General features: G+C 70.6%; 15 protein-coding genes. 9 read left to right on the top strand and 6 right to left on the bottom strand.

Annotated elements, in window-relative coordinates:
• Positions 1–19: 19 nt before the first annotated feature.
• Positions 20–529, bottom strand: coding sequence for a hypothetical protein (locus AB0H84_RS03915; protein WP_357597688.1), 510 nt, complete (start codon positions 527–529; stop codon positions 20–22).
• 182 nt (positions 530–711) lie between these two features.
• Between AB0H84_RS03915 and AB0H84_RS03910 the strand changes: the two genes are divergently transcribed.
• The 6 genes from AB0H84_RS03910 to AB0H84_RS03885 all read left to right on the top strand — a co-directional run bounded on the left by AB0H84_RS03910 (position 712) and on the right by AB0H84_RS03885 (position 6,254).
• On the top strand, positions 712–1,839 hold the full coding sequence (locus AB0H84_RS03910) for a S1 family peptidase (RefSeq protein ID WP_357597685.1): 1,128 nt from the start codon (positions 712–714) through the stop codon (positions 1,837–1,839).
• A 157-nt stretch (positions 1,840–1,996) separates the two neighbouring features.
• Positions 1,997–2,374, top strand: a complete 378-nt coding sequence (locus tag AB0H84_RS03905) for a VOC family protein (RefSeq protein ID WP_357597682.1) — start codon at positions 1,997–1,999, stop codon at positions 2,372–2,374.
• Positions 2,375–2,381: 7 nt separating this feature from the next.
• Positions 2,382–2,747 (top strand): VOC family protein, encoded by a 366-nt coding sequence (locus AB0H84_RS03900; RefSeq protein WP_357597681.1) that lies wholly within the window; start codon positions 2,382–2,384, stop codon positions 2,745–2,747.
• A 74-nt stretch (positions 2,748–2,821) separates the two neighbouring features.
• Entirely contained in the window at positions 2,822–3,508 is a 687-nt protein-coding gene (locus AB0H84_RS03895; RefSeq protein WP_357597679.1) for a DUF998 domain-containing protein, read from the top strand.
• A 56-nt stretch (positions 3,509–3,564) separates the two neighbouring features.
• Entirely contained in the window at positions 3,565–5,883 is a 2,319-nt protein-coding gene (locus AB0H84_RS03890; protein WP_357597676.1) for a nitrate- and nitrite sensing domain-containing protein, read from the top strand.
• The gene (locus AB0H84_RS03885; RefSeq protein ID WP_357597673.1) at positions 5,880–6,254 is read left to right on the top strand and encodes a DUF742 domain-containing protein; all 375 of its coding nucleotides are present in this window, start codon (positions 5,880–5,882) and stop codon (positions 6,252–6,254) included. Before AB0H84_RS03890 ends, AB0H84_RS03885 begins: the two co-directional genes overlap by 4 nt.
• A gap of 23 nt (positions 6,255–6,277) precedes the next feature.
• Here AB0H84_RS03885 and AB0H84_RS03880 read toward each other — a convergent pair whose 3' ends face one another.
• From AB0H84_RS03880 to AB0H84_RS03860, 5 genes are all read right to left on the bottom strand, one after another.
• On the bottom strand, positions 6,278–6,850 hold the full coding sequence (locus AB0H84_RS03880; protein ID WP_357597670.1) for an ATP/GTP-binding protein: 573 nt from the start codon (positions 6,848–6,850) through the stop codon (positions 6,278–6,280).
• Positions 6,831–7,193 (bottom strand): DUF742 domain-containing protein, encoded by a 363-nt coding sequence (locus tag AB0H84_RS03875; protein WP_357597667.1) that lies wholly within the window; start codon positions 7,191–7,193, stop codon positions 6,831–6,833. Before AB0H84_RS03875 ends, AB0H84_RS03880 begins: the two co-directional genes overlap by 20 nt.
• Positions 7,190–7,597, bottom strand: a complete 408-nt coding sequence (locus AB0H84_RS03870; RefSeq protein WP_357597664.1) for a roadblock/LC7 domain-containing protein — start codon at positions 7,595–7,597, stop codon at positions 7,190–7,192. Before AB0H84_RS03870 ends, AB0H84_RS03875 begins: the two co-directional genes overlap by 4 nt.
• A gap of 13 nt (positions 7,598–7,610) precedes the next feature.
• Positions 7,611–9,731: a nitrate- and nitrite sensing domain-containing protein gene (locus AB0H84_RS03865; protein WP_357597662.1), complete on the bottom strand. Its 2,121-nt coding sequence runs from the start codon at positions 9,729–9,731 to the stop codon at positions 7,611–7,613.
• Positions 9,732–9,977: 246 nt separating this feature from the next.
• Positions 9,978–11,480, bottom strand: coding sequence for an NAD(P)-binding protein (locus AB0H84_RS03860; protein ID WP_357597659.1), 1,503 nt, complete (start codon positions 11,478–11,480; stop codon positions 9,978–9,980).
• Between the two features lie 132 nt (positions 11,481–11,612).
• Here AB0H84_RS03860 and AB0H84_RS03855 point away from each other — a divergent pair, with 132 nt between their 5' ends.
• The 3 genes from AB0H84_RS03855 to AB0H84_RS03845 all read left to right on the top strand — a co-directional run bounded on the left by AB0H84_RS03855 (position 11,613) and on the right by AB0H84_RS03845 (position 14,082).
• The gene (locus AB0H84_RS03855) at positions 11,613–11,813 is read left to right on the top strand and encodes a hypothetical protein (RefSeq protein ID WP_357597656.1); all 201 of its coding nucleotides are present in this window, start codon (positions 11,613–11,615) and stop codon (positions 11,811–11,813) included.
• 13 nt (positions 11,814–11,826) lie between these two features.
• Positions 11,827–13,311: an SPFH domain-containing protein gene (locus AB0H84_RS03850; protein ID WP_357597653.1), complete on the top strand. Its 1,485-nt coding sequence runs from the start codon at positions 11,827–11,829 to the stop codon at positions 13,309–13,311.
• An 87-nt stretch (positions 13,312–13,398) separates the two neighbouring features.
• Entirely contained in the window at positions 13,399–14,082 is a 684-nt protein-coding gene (locus AB0H84_RS03845) for a hypothetical protein (protein ID WP_357597650.1), read from the top strand.
• The last annotated feature ends 2 nt before the right edge of the window (positions 14,083–14,084 follow it).

Genomic DNA, 14,084 nt, shown 5'->3' with positions numbered 1-14,084 from the left:
TTCCGATCTAACAGTGCTGTTACATTAGCGGCTGTGATCGTTCCGGGCGGCGGGACGGGATCCTCTTGGGCAGGGGCGGCGGCTTCGGGGTCTCCTCCGGTGGGGGCGGCGGCGGGCCGGTCCTGGCGCTCCGCCAGCGTGAGGGGAAGGCGGAGGCGGCGAGCAGGATGCACCCCGTGGGCAGCGACCAGCTGTAGAGCAGGGACATGTAGCCCTCGAGAAACTCGCTCGGCACCTGGTCGAATCCCATCCGCTGGTCACCGCCCAGGGCGATGCGCAGCAGGGCGGCCCCGATGAATCCGGTGAAGGCGAGGCCCGGCAGCAGGGAGGCGAGCGGCGAGATCCTCGACCCCGCGAGGACCCCGATCAGGAGCAAGGTGCCGATGAACACGGCCATCATGCCCCAGTCGACGGTCATGCGCGCCGTGCCGCCATAGCGCTCGAAACCGAGGATGAAACCGGCCGCGATCAGTGGAGTGGCCAGCAGTCCCGCGCCGGCGCCGAGCAGGTGACGAACACCATTACGCACAGAGAACACCTCCAGCCACGCGACCCTACCGACCTGTCCCGCCGATCACCTTTAAGGCGGTAAATCGGCGGTCCACTCCCTGTCCGAAAAGCCCCCATAACACCGAAATAGAGGCTCTTTGGCATGCTGGCAGGAGCCGTACCAAACGTTAGCTTGACAGCACCCCCACCCGAGGAGTGCACATGTTGGGCAAACGCTGTGCGTTGGTGAGCGGCGTCATCCTCGCCGCCTGCCTGGCCACCCCCATCAGCCCCGCAGCAGCTGACCAGGCACCTCAATCCGCCTCCCCGACCCCTCCGCCTTCCGTGGTCGACGCGCTTGAGCGGGACCTCGGCCTCTCCGAGCAGCAGGTGCTCACCCGGCTGGCCAACGAGGAACGCGCCGCGGCCACGGATGCCACCCTGACCGCCCAGCTCGGCGCGTCATACGGCGGCGCCTGGCTGAACGACGACGCCTCCAAGCTCCTGGTCGCCACCACGGACCCCGGCGCCACCGCCACGATCGAGTCGCACGGCGCGCAGCCGGTCGTGGTCGCGCGGTCGCTCGCCCAGCTCGACACGATCATGCAGCAGCTCGACCGGGCCTCGAGGCGCGTCAAGGCCGCCGCCGCGCTCTGGTACGTGGACGTGAAGACCAACAGCGTCTCCATCCAGGCGCCCACCGTCGAGGCCGCTGAGGCCCTGGCCGCGGCCGCGGGCGTGGATCGCGGCGTGGTCAGCGTGTCGGCGACCGGCGAGCGGCCCATGCCGCTCATCAACATCATCGGCGGCGCCCCGTACTACATCGGCTCCAGCCGCTGCAGCGTCGGCTTCTCCGTCACCAAGGGCAGCACGCCGGGCTTCGTCACCGCCGGGCACTGCCGCCTGGCCGGCAGCACGACCAGCAACCCGACGGGCACCTTCCAGGGCGCGTCCTTCCCGGGCAACGACTACGCCTGGGTCGCCGCCCCCGGCAACACCCCGCAGCCGTGGGTGCGCGGCTCCGGCGGCGCGAACGTGATCGTCCGCGGCTCCACCCAGGCCGCGGTCGGCTCGTCCATCTGCCGCTCCGGTTCGACCACCGGCTGGCACTGCGGCACCATCCAGCAGCACAACACCACGGTCAGGTACTCGCAGGGCACTGTCAGCGGCCTGACCCGCACCAACGTGTGCGCCGAGCCGGGCGACTCGGGCGGCTCGTTCATCTCGGGCAGCCAGGCCCAGGGCATGACGTCGGGCGGCTCGGGCAACTGCTCCAGCGGCGGTACGACGTACTACCAGCCCGTCAATGAGGCCCTGAGCGCGTACGGCCTCACGCTCAAGACCGGCTGAGCTCCCCGCCGGCTGCTGACCGAAACCCCGCGCCGCGTGCCCAGGCCGAACTGGGCACGCGGCGCGGCTTCTTTTTTTCCGGCTCGCCGATGAGTTTTCGCGCCTCGCCCGGTCTGCCCCTGCGGAAGAGATTCGGACCATCAGTGAGGAGTTCGCCATGAAGCGACCCTTCGTGGGCGGGATGCTGCTCGCCAGCACCGACCCCGAGCGCCTGCGCACCTGGTACGTCACCGCGCTGGACCCGGAGGAGAACACCGACGTCAACCAGTACGGGGTGCTCAAGTTCGGCGAGTTCTACCTGTTCATCGACACGCGGGAGGACGTGTCCGACAAGAATCCGGAGCCCGGCAGGGCGATACTGAACTTCCACGTGACCGACGCCCGCGCCGCCGCGGCCCGCATGGAGCAGGCGGGCGCGTCATGGCTGGCACCGCTCGAGGATCGTGACGGCAGCCTGTTCGCCACCGCGATCGACCCGGACGGCAACTACGTACAGATCATCCAGCTCAGCGAGGCCCACCTCGCGGGCATGTGAGGCAGTCATGTTCGAGAACACGAAGGCGTTCAGCGGGTTCGCGGTCGACGACATCGCGGCGGCGAAGCGGTTCTACGGGGAGACGCTGGGACTGCGCGTCTCGGAAGAGCACGGGATGCTCACCCTGCACATCACGGGCGGCACGGACATCCTCGTCTACCCGAAGGAGCGGCACACCCCGGCCACGTTCACGATCCTCAACTTCCCGGTCGAGGACATCGACAAGGCCGTGGACGAGCTGACGGCGCGAGGGGTGCGCTTCGAGCGCTACGAGGGCTTCCCGCAGGACGCCAAGGGCGTTCTCCGCGAGGGACCGCCCATCGCCTGGTTCACGGACCCGGCGGGAAACGTCCTGTCGGTCATCCAGCAATAGTCAGGGTCGGGTCAGGGGCGGCTCGGGGGTGGCGCCGGATGTGGGGAGAGGGCCGCGGGCGGGAGAGTGGGCCCATGACCGCAGTGCAGAGGCTCTACCCCCTGATCGCCTGTGCGTCCATCCTGATCTCGGTGGTCGCCGTGGTGGTCGGGCAGTTCGGGCCCGACCCCTACCTCGACCCCCTCAACGTCACCGTCAGCGAGTACGCCGTGTCCGACCGCGGGGGCGTCACGGAGGTCGCCATGGCGGTGCTGGGGATCGGGTCGCTGGCGCTCCTGGCGGGGCTGCGGTCGTCGGGAGCGCCGGTGCGGGGGATGCCTGAGTGGTTGCTCGGGGTGTGGTCGGGAGCGCTCGTGGTGGCGGCCCTGGTCCCGACCACGCCCCTCGGGGCGGATCTCGATCTGGCGGCGCAGGTGCACCGGTACGTGTCCGTCGCGGCGTTCGTCAGCCTGCCCGCCGCCGGCGCCCTGCTGGTGCCCAGGCTCGGCTCAGACGGCCGCTGGCGGCCTGTGGCACGGGTGGTGGAGTGGGTGACCCTGGCCGGGGGGTTCGGGCTGCTGGCGATCACCTACGTGGCCATGCCGGGGGACCGGGTGCTGATCGGGCTCGTCGAGCGGTTGCTGCTCGCGGCCGAGGTGAGCTTGCTGGCCGTGCTCGCCGTCTGGCTGACCCGGCTGGCGTGGCGTCCGAGCGCCGGTCAGGCCGGCGCACGAAGCGGGAATTTCCCGGCATATCACGAAATTATCGCGAGTCGATCTTAAAACCATCCGTTTCGGTGCTATTCTCTCCCGCGATCTTCTATCCGGGAGCAGGTGTCATGGCATCGGGCAGATCCATCAGATTCAAGATCTCGACGCTGCTCGTCATCCCCTTGATCTCCCTGATCGCGCTCTGGGGCTTCGCCGCGAGCACCACGTGGGGAGAGGCGCTCAGCCTGCTCAAGGTCGAGACGATCTGGACGGGCGTCATCAACAACGCCGACGGCCTGATCGGGAACCTCCAGACCGAGCGGCTGGCCTCCGCCGAGCAGCTGGCGGGCAGGGTCACGGCTCCTGACGAGCTGAGCAAGGCCCGGACCAAGGTCGACAACAACAGGAAGAAGCTGCGCGAGCAGGCGATGAGCGAGGACGTGCAGTCGGCGCTCTCGCAGGACATGAAGACGCAGCTTCAGGCGGTGTTCGAGGCGAGCGACCGGATCCCGGACATCCGCCGCAAGGTGGACGACCGCAAGTTCACCCCGGGCGCCCTGGTCACCGAGTACGCGAAGATCTCCGACGAGATCCACCTGCTCTACTCCCGGATGACGGTCAGCACCGACCTCGAGCTGGCGCTCCAGGCTCAGGGCCTGATCGCCGCCGACGAGGTGCGCGAGATCCTGAGCCGGGAGCACGCGCTGATCGTGGCCGCGAACGGCCGCCTGACCATGATGTCGGACCTCCACCTGCTGGCGGGTCTCGACAGCACCCGGAAGTACCTGTTCCCCAAGGCGCTGGCCAACCTCGACACCGACCTGCGGGCCCCGTTCGAGAAGCTCTTCTACTCCCCGCGCTACACCACCATGGAGAACCTGCTGGAGAGCTACATCTCCGGCCAGCCGGTGGACGTCGAGCTCTGGCGGGGCGTGGCGGACGCGGTGCAGAAGGAGTACAGAGAGGCCGTCTGGCGCACCGGCGACAAGCTGCTGGCCAGGATGGAGCCCGCGGGCGTGGGCATCGTGGTGCGGGCCGCCGTCGCGGGCGCGCTCGGCCTGATCGCGGTCGTGTTCTCCATCTTCATCTCGATCAGGGTCGGCCGCAGGCTCACCCGGGAGCTGGGGGCGCTGCGCCGTACCGCGCTGGACCTGGCCGAGATCAGGCTGCCCAGCGTCGTGTCGAAGCTGCGCAAGGGCGAGAGCGTGGACATCGCGTCCGAGGCGCCGCCCATCACGGTCGCCAAGAACGCGACCAGCGAGGTCAGCGACCTGGCCGCGGCGTTCGACAGCGTGCAGGGCACGGCCGTGGACGCGGCCGTCGAGCAGGCCAGGCTGCGCGAGGGCGTGTCCGAGGCGCTGCGTAACCTCGCCAGGCGCAGCCAGTCGCTGCTCCAGCGCCAGCTCAAGATGCTGGACGAGATGCAGCGCCAGACGGAGGAGCCGGAGGCCCTGGAGCGGCTGTTCAGGCTCGACCACCTGACCACGCGCATGCGCCGCCACGCCGAGGGCCTGGTGCTGCTGTCGGGCGGCTCCGCGGGCCGCAGGTGGCGCGGCGTCATCCCGATCGAGGACGTGCTGAGCGGCGCGGCGGCCCAGGTCGAGGAGTACACCCGGGTCCGCGTCTACCCGATGTCCGAGTGCGGCGTCTCGGGCGCGGCGGTGGCCGACCTGATGCACCTGTTCGCCGAGCTGATCGAGAACGCCGCCTCCTTCTCCTCGCCCAGCAACGAGGTCTCCGTACGCGGCGAGATCGTCGGCAGGGGCTTCGCCGTCGAGATCGAGGACCGCGGCCTGGGCATGGACGAGGCCACCCGCAGGGCCATCAACGACCGCCTGGCCAGCCCGCCGGAGTTCGACCCCTCGCAGACGGAGCGGCTCGGCTTCGCGGTGGTCGCCATGCTGGCGGCCAGGCACGGCGTCCGCGTGACGCTCAAGCCCTCACCGTACGGCGGCACCACCGCCATCGTGCTCCTGCCGGGCTCGCTGGTCGAGCCCATGCCGGCCCCGGCCCCGGTGCAGCCGATCGAGTTCGAGTCCGTCTCCGTGTCGGTCGTACGGTCGGAGCCCACGGGGCCCGGCGAGCTGCCGCGCCGCGTCCGTACCAGCAAGCGCGGCGGCGGCCAGGCGCCGAGCGGGCTGCCGCACCGGTCCCAGCAGGAGCCGCAGCAACTGCCGCAGCAGCTGCGCCAGGAGCAGGAGGAGTCGGGGCTGCCCCGCCGCCAGCGGCAGCGGGAGACGGACCTGCCGCAGCGCGACCGGCAGACCGGCCTGCCGCAGCGGGACCGGCCGGTCGGCCTGCCGCAGCGGCTCAAGCAGGCGCCGCCCCCCGCGTCGCCGGCTCCGGAGCGCTCGCCCGAGGAGGCCAGGGCGCTGCTCTCCTCGCTCCAGTCGGGCTGGCAGCGTGGGCGGCAGGACAGTGATCAGGATGGGGGATCGCAGTCGTGAGCGAGCACGAGTGGGTCGACGAGGAGGCAGGACCTGTCGTACGGCCGTACGCGGTCGCCCGCGGGCGCACCAGGCCCACCTCCTCCTCGGGGCTCGACCTGCTGGCGACCGTCGTCTCGACGGGGTCGCCCGTCCCGGCCAAGGCCGAGCTCACCGCCCAGCACCGGCGGCTGCTGAGCGCCGTGAGCGGCCAGAACAGGCCCGTCGCCGAGGTCGCCTCGGATCTGGGCCTGCCGGTCGCCGTCGCGCGGGTGCTCATGGGGGACCTGCTCGAGCACGGCCTGATCACGGTACGACCGCCGCGCGACGAGGCCACCACCGCCACGGAGAGCCTGCTCCGAGAGGTGATCAACGGCCTAAGGGCGCTCTAGGCGGCCGGCTTCGCAGGAGGTCGCTAGTTCGCCGAGGTCAGCGTGCGCAGGGAGTGCTCGACCAGGGTGATCATGACTTCCTTGGCGGACGCGCGCCGCCGCACGTCGCAGAGCATGATCGGCACGTCGTCGTCCAGGTCCAGCGCGATGCGCACGTCGTCCACGCTGTGGCTGGCGGCCCCGTCGAAGCAGTTGACCGCGACCACGAACGGCGTGCCCCGCTGCTCGAAGTAGTCGAGGGACGGGAAGCAGTCGGTCAGCCGCCGCGTGTCCGCGATCACGACCGCGCCCAGCGCGCCGTGGGACAGCTCGTCCCACATGAACCAGAACCGCTCCTGTCCGGGCGTCCCGAACAGGTACACGACCAGCCCGTCGCGGATGGTGATGCGACCGAAGTCCATCGCCACGGTCGTGGTGTTCTTGGCCTCCACGCCATCGAGGTCGTCGACCCCGATACCGCGGTCGGAGAGCACCTCCTCCGTGCGCAGCGGCTTGATCTCGCTGATCGACCCGACCAGGGTGGTCTTGCCGACGCCGAACCCTCCCGCGATGAGAATCTTCAGGGCGACGGGGTCCTCAGAGAGCACGGAGTCCATTGATCACTTCCTTGAGAATGCGCTCATTCGACCGCGACCCTCCGGCGGAGGGCGACGTCACCGAGATGAGGCCGTGGTCACGCAGGTCGCCCAGCAGGACCCGGACGACGCCGACGGGCAGGTCGAGCTCGACGGCCAGGTCGGCCACCGAGATCGGGTTACGGGCTGCCCGCAGGATCAGTTGTTGCTCGGGATCGAGCTCGCCAGTCGGGTCGCCGATGGCGCGCACGGATGCCACGAGGTCGAACGCGTCTCCAGAGGAGCGCGTGCGACCGCGGATGAGAGCATAGGGCCGGACGACGGGCCCCGCCTCCTCATCGAACCACTGCGGGCTATGGCTCATGACGCTCCAGCGCGCGGATTGGTGGTGATGTGCTGGCCCACCCGCTTGACCAGCATCGCCATCTCGTAGGCGATCTGGCCGACGTCCACGTTCGCATCGGCGATCACGGCCAGACAGGTGCCCTGTCCCGCCGCGGTGACGAACAGGAACGCCGACTCCATCTCCACAATGGTCTGGCGCACGTCGCCGCCGCCGAAATGGCGTCCCGTGCCACGGGCCAGGCTCTGGAACCCGGCCGCCACAGCCGACAGATGCTCGGCGTCCTCCCGGGACAACCCCTGGGAGTAACCCACGGCCAGACCGTCGGTCGACAAGAGGACCGCCTGGCGCACGGCGGCGACCCGGGTGGTCAGGTCGTCCAGCAGCCAGTTCAGCTCACCGGTGTTGGTGCTCGGCGCAGTCATGCATCCCCCTTACTCATGGCCCCTCCTCAGAGGCTTCTTCTCGGGCGCGTTGGGTTCCCCGCTGGAAGGCGGAGAACAAGTCCCTGACCTCGTCGGGAGAGCGTTCGGGCCGCGGCTCCTGCTCGGCGGGCCGCTCCTGCCCACGCGACTCCGGCTCGCCGGGCTGCTCCTTGAGCTGGGCCGCCAGGTTGGCCTGGCGCACCCGCCTGGGCAGCCCCGCGTGGGTGCCCGAGGTCACCACGGCGAGCGCCTTCTTCCGCGTACGGCTCGGCAGCTCCGCCTTGCCGTCACCCGCGCCCAGCGCCGCCTGCTCGGTCACCATCGACCGGGGCACGAGCACGACGGCCGCGGTGCCGCCGAAGGGCGAGCGCCGCAGCAGCACCTTGATCCCGTGCCGCTCCGACAGCCTGGCCACCACGAACAGGCCGAGCCTGTCGCTGTCGGCCAGGTCGAACTCCGGTGGCGCGGCGAGCAGGGCGTTGAACGCGGCGTACTCGCCGGTCGACAGCCCGAGCCCTCTGTCCTCGACCTCGATGACGTATCCGTTGCTCACCAGGTCGCCGCGTACCTGGACCGTGGTGTCGGGCGGCGAGTAGATGGTGGCGTTCTCGACAAGCTCGGCCAGCAGGTGGGTGACGTCGGCCGCGGCCGTGCCGTCGACCGCGCCGGCCGGCATGTTGTCGACGTTCACCCTGGTGTAGTCCTCGACCTCCGCGATGGCGGCCCTGACGATGTCGATCAGGGGCACCGGCTTGCGCCAGGCCCGCCCGGGCTCGGCCCCGGAGAGGATCATCAGGCTCTCCGCGTGCCGGCGCATGCGGGTGGTCAGGTGGTCGAGCCGGAAGAGCTCCTCCAGCCGGTCAGGGTCGTGCGTACGCCGCTGCATGCCGTCCAGCAGCGCGAGCTGGCGGTGCAGCAGGCCCTGCTTGCGCCGGGCGAGGTTGAGGAAGACCTGGCCGACCCCGTGCCGCAGGGCGGCCTGGCCGACCGCCGCCGTCACGGCGGTGCGCTGCACGGAGCCGAAGGCCCTGGCCACGTCGGTGATCTCAGCGGAACCGCTCACCTTGATCGCCTTGGCCTCCTTCTTCACGTCGACGTCCGCGCCCCGGCGCAGCCGCTCCACGATGTCGGGCAGGCGCGCCTGCGACAGCTCGACGGCGGCGGAACGGAGCCCGGCCAGCTCTCCGGCCAGGCGACGGCCGAACCGTACAGAGATGATGATCGACGCGAGCACCGCGATCAAGCCGAGGCCGCCCGCGACGGAGATCTCGACGATGGTGCCGGTGGCGGCCTCGGACGCGCGCTTGGCCAGGATGTCCGCCGAGGAGGCGCCGAGCCGGTCGAGCCGGGTCGTGAGCCTGTTGATCGTCTGGTTCCAGCTGTCGGAGCTGACCGGCGGGGCGCCGGTCCTCGTGATCCGGGCCTCCATGGTGGCGAAGGTGAGGAACGGCTCGCCGGCGAAGACCTCCTCGTACGGCTTGCGCAGCTGCACGTCGAGCCCGGCGAGGCCGCGCGCGTGCAGGAACTTCCTGGAGGCCGCGTACTCGGTGAAGGCGGCCGCCTCCGGCTGGGTGAGCCGGTGGTCGGCCATCGCCCCGATGATCAGCGCGTTCTCCCTGGCGATGTACTCCCTGGCCATGCCCATGGCCTGCAGCGAGGAGGCCTGCTGGAAGATCGCCAGGTCGGAGACGGAGACCAGGTGGTCGTAGAGGGTGAAGATCGCGTCGAGGATGCGGTTGTACTCGTCGAGCCCGGCGAGGCGGGAGCCGAGGCCGCCGTCGATCTCGGCCCTGACCGGGCCGAGCCGGTCGAGGGCGGAGTCAAGGGAGTCGAGGGGCAGGCGCAGGTCGCCGCTGACCGCGCTGCCGGCCTCCATGACGGCCAGCTTGAAGTCGGTGACGGACCTGTCGGTGCGGGCGCGCTGGGCGCCGAGGGCCGTGGTGAGCTTACGCGTAGTGAGCGTCTCGGCGGAGCGTACCCGCTCGGCCTGCAGCTGTAGTCCCAGGTCGGTGGAGGTGAGGCCGATCGTCCGGTAGAGGGTGTTGGCGCGGAGCAGTGACTGGGCGTCGCCCATGGTGAGGTTGAGGACGAAACCCCAGAGCGCGCTCAGAGACAGGAGCGGTAGCAGCAGCAATAAGAAGATCTTGAACCGAATAGACCGGTTTCGCGAGCCCATGTCCCAACCTCAAGTCCGGGGCATTTCCACACCTTGTGTAAATACACCTCCGGAAGATCGCATAGGAGACTAGCATCGTTTATGGTTCCGGCGCAGTGGGAGGAACACGTTCATTACCGGGATTATTGGGACAAGATCCTGCAGCCCGGACGATCCACGCCATGGCCCGGGTGGCGCTACCAGCGGGATCGCGCTCTCACGGCCTCACCCCGCCAGCTCCTCCACGGCGCGCACGGCAGCCGTGACGGCGCCACCGGCCCCGGGCTCCGAGTCGGAGCCCGCGATGGCGATCCGGCCGAACCGCCTGCGCGCCGCGTCCGCCGGGAACGGCCCGTCCGGGTAGAACGCGTGCCAGGGGCGGCAGTACTCGGGCGATCTCCCGTGCCCCCAGCGGTCGACCGTGATCGCCTCGATGTCCCTGGCCGGGTCGAAGCCGCCGGGGCCCAGCAGCCGGCCGAGCTGGTCGCGTACGGTCTGCTCCAGATGGCTGTACGGAGTCCTGAACAGCTCCTGCCTGCCCGCCACCGAGCCCCGGTCGGGCCCCAGCTCCGAACGGCAGGGCGTGGCCAGCAGGCGCACCTCGGACGGCGGCGCCAGCTCGGACAGGCACCAGTACGCACCGGTCCAGCGGACCCGGCGGACGCCGACCCGCCGCCAGGCCCCCGGGTCGCGCACGCGCACCGTGGCGTGCAGCAGCGGCACCCTGACGGCCAGGCTCAGCGCCCGCCGCTGGTCAAGGGGCAGGTCGGGCACGAGGTACGGGATGACCGCACTCCAGCAGGCCAGGATCACCGCCCGGGCCTCGACGGTCATGACCTGGTGGCCGTCGAAGTAGCCCACGGTCGCCGAGGCGGCGCCGTCGCGTACGGACACGACCGGGCTGGACGGGCGGAACAGCACCCGGCCGTCCAGCGGCGCGGCGACGGCCTCGGCCGGCCCCTCCTTCACGCTGGGTGAGTTGAACCGCGACGGCTTGCCCCGGTCGAGCCCCAGCCCGCCGAACCCGGGAAAGCCGGTGCCCCAGGCGTCGATCGCCCCGAACGCCCGGGTGTCGTACCCCCACGCCCGGCACGACATGGTCCGGCAGAACCGCTCGACGTCGGGGTGCGCCCCGCAGACCTCCAAGAGGAAGCGCGAGTAGGTCAGTCCCGCCAGCCGCTCGTGCTTCTCCTCCGCCGAGAGTCCGGGGAACCAGTCGGGCGGATCGCGGTGCAGCATGAGCAGGTCCTGCCTGGCCCGCTCGGCGACCGGCAGCCGGGCGGGCCAGCCGGGGGTGAGCCTGACCAGCGTGTCGGAGCCGAAGGTCTCCCGGTCGCACATCACGCCGTCCTCCTGCGGCCCGAAGCGGGCCGGGCCGGAGAACGAGATCCTGTCGTGGTTGTCGAGGACGAGGACGCTGTCGCCGGGACGGCGCCGCAGCCATTCGCGCGCCGCGCTCGCCCCGCTCGTGCCGCCGCCGACCACCGCCAGGTCGTAGCTCTCGCCGGTCGGCTCCGGCCGGCCCGCGTGCCGCCAGAAACGCCCGTCCCGCAGCGCGTGCGGCACGCTGAGCGCGGCCGGCGCCCCGCCGCGCACGGTGAATGGCTCGGGCGGGGACGCGCTCCCGCGAGGGCTCTCAGCAGCCACGAACCCCAGCGCCATCCCGTCGAAGAAGTCGCGGCGGGAAATGGGATGGTTCGTCACGAGGTCTCGCGGAGTGGAGCTCATGGCGGATCATCAGCAGACAGGCGAAACCTCTGGCGAGCGACGCGCAGCGCTCCGGGGAACATTTTGCGCGGGCTATTACCGCGAATGCCCGTTTGGAGTAGCGTCCGGAATATCGCGAGCGGGGGGAGTCCGGTGGTCGGCAAGCAGGGCAGGGTCACGGGGAAGATCGGCCCAGGGCTCGTCGGCGAGGTCATGATCCCGGTCAGGGGCGGCGTGGAGGCGTTCTACGCCCATCCGAGCGTGCCCGACGAGGAGTTCGGCACCGGATCCATCGTGGTCGTCGTCGAGTACTTCCCCCCGCGGACGGTCTACGTGGCCAGAGCACTTGTCTGAGGGAGGCCCTCCGATGTCCCCCGAGCTCTACATCGCCGCCGCCGGTGTCGCCGTCGCGGCCGTCGTCATCATCCTGCTGTTCAAGGCCGTGTGGCGGGTCGCGGAGCCCAACGAGGCCCTGATCATCTCCGGCCTGGGCGCCCGCCGCCGGGGCGAGGGCGTGGACAGCCTGGGCTTCAAGATCATTACTGGCAAGGGCACGGCGGTGCTGCCGGGGTTCCAGGCGGCCAGGCGGTTGCGGCTGGACACCAGGGCCGCCAACCTCCAGGTCTCGTGCGTCACCCAGCAGGGCATCCCCGTGCACATCCGCGGCGTGGTGATCTACAAGGTCGGCGACGACCTGTCCTCCATCGCCAACGCCGCCCGCCGCTTCCTCGACCAGCAGGACTTCATGACCAGCGCGATCCACGAGCTGTTCACCGGCCACCTGCGCTCGATCATCGGCAACCTCACCATCGAGGACCTCATTCTCAACCGCGAGCGCCTGACCAGCGAGACCAGGGCGTCGGCCGCCGACGAGATGAGCAAGCTCGGCCTCATCGTGGACTCGCTGCAGATCCAGGAGATCGACGACGAGACCGGCTACATCGTCAACCTCGGCAAGCCGCACGCCGCCAAGGTCGCCGCGACCGCCCGCATCGCCCAGGCCCAGCGTGACCAGGAGGCCACCGAGGCGGAGCAGATCGCCGCGGCGAACATGGCCGCCGCCCGCCGGGACTCCCGCATCAAGGAGGCCGCCTACCAGGCCGAGATCGACCGGGCCATGGCCACCGCCCGGCAGGCGGGGCCGCTGTCGGAGGCGACCGCCCGCCAGGAGGTGGTCGTCCAGGAGACGAAGGCCGCCGAGCTGGAGGCCCAGCTCGCCGAGCAGCGGCTCCAGTCGCAGGTGCGCAAGCCCGCCGACGCCAAGGCGTACGAGACCGTCACGCTCTCCCAGGCCGAGCGGGACGCCCGCATCGCGCAGGCGGAGGCCGAGGCGAAGGAGACCGAGCTGCGCGCCGCCGCGCAGGCCTCCCAGGTCAAGCTGGCCGCCGCGGCCGAGGCCGAGTCGGTACGGCTGCGCGGCGAGGCCGCGGGAGCCGCCACGAAGATCACCGGTGAGGCGGAGGCCCAGGCGGCGCAGGCCCGCGGTCTGGCCCAGGCGGAGGCCGCCAAGGCGCTGGGCCTGGCAGAGGCCGAGGCGTCGTCGGCCAAGGGCCTGGCGGAGGCCCAGGCGATCAGGGCACGCTCCCAGGCGCTCAAGGAGAACCAGGAGGCGGTCATCGCCCAGCAACTCGCCGAGCGCTGGCCGGAAATCGTCGAGGCGGGCTCGAAGGCGTTCGGAAACGTCGATCACATGGTGGTGCTGAACGGCGCGCAGGGCGTCGAGGAAATGCTCGCCAAGGCGCTCACGCTCGGCGGCGCCGGATTCGGCCTGGCCAGGGCCCTGCTCAACGGTGGAACGCCCAGCGGAACGCCAAACGGAGCAGAACCGGAAATCGCTCGTAAAACCACTTAATCCCGCGAATAGCGACGTTACCCGTTTCCTTACTCTTCACTTCCTCTAGCGTTTTTAAAAATGCCGTCAGAGCGATGTGGAGAGCCCATGCTGAAGGCCATTTCCGGCATATTCCTGAGTATGGTGGCGATCGCCGGATGTTCCGGCGGGGACACGACCCCGTCGGCCGTCCCCACGGGGACGCGGCTGCCCGGCCCGCAGGCGTCCGCCGACACGGCCAGGCTCCGCGACGCCCTGCTGCCGGTGCCCAAGGGCATGCACGTCGCGTACGGCCCCGAGCTGGGCGCGTTCGGCTCGCTCAAGGCCACCCAGCTCGGCCTGGAGGCGATGCGCCAGGCCAAGCTGCAGCGGCCCGAGTGCGCGGGGGCGGCCCAGCTCGACGCCGCCGAGCCCGACGTCGCCCAGGCGCCCGCGGCGGTGATCTCCTTCGCCGCCGACCGCGGCTCCATCACGCAGGCCGTCGTGTCGCTGCCGTCCGCGGCCTTCCCCGAGCCGCTGCCCAAGCAGTGCGCCTCGTACACCGCGGAGGTCGAGGGCACCAAGGTGGCCTACCGGACCCGCACGCTGGCCATGCCGGCCAGGGGCGACCAGTCGCGGGCCTACCTCACCACGGCGGCGGGCGGAAAGAAGAACGCGCAGATCGGCTCCGTCATGATCAGGCGGGGGACGTTGATCATGAGCATGCTCGTGGTCGGGCAGCGGGTGAAGCCGCAGGGGCTGTTCGAGCTGGCCCGCCTCGCCGACCAGAACCTCGCACAGGCCACCCACTGACC

Source organism: Nonomuraea sp. NPDC050786 (genome assembly GCF_040654115.1).
GTDB lineage: Bacteria > Actinomycetota > Actinomycetes > Streptosporangiales > Streptosporangiaceae > Nonomuraea.
Note: the sequence above shows the minus strand (reverse complement) of the source record. Positions and strands in the feature narration are given on the sequence as shown.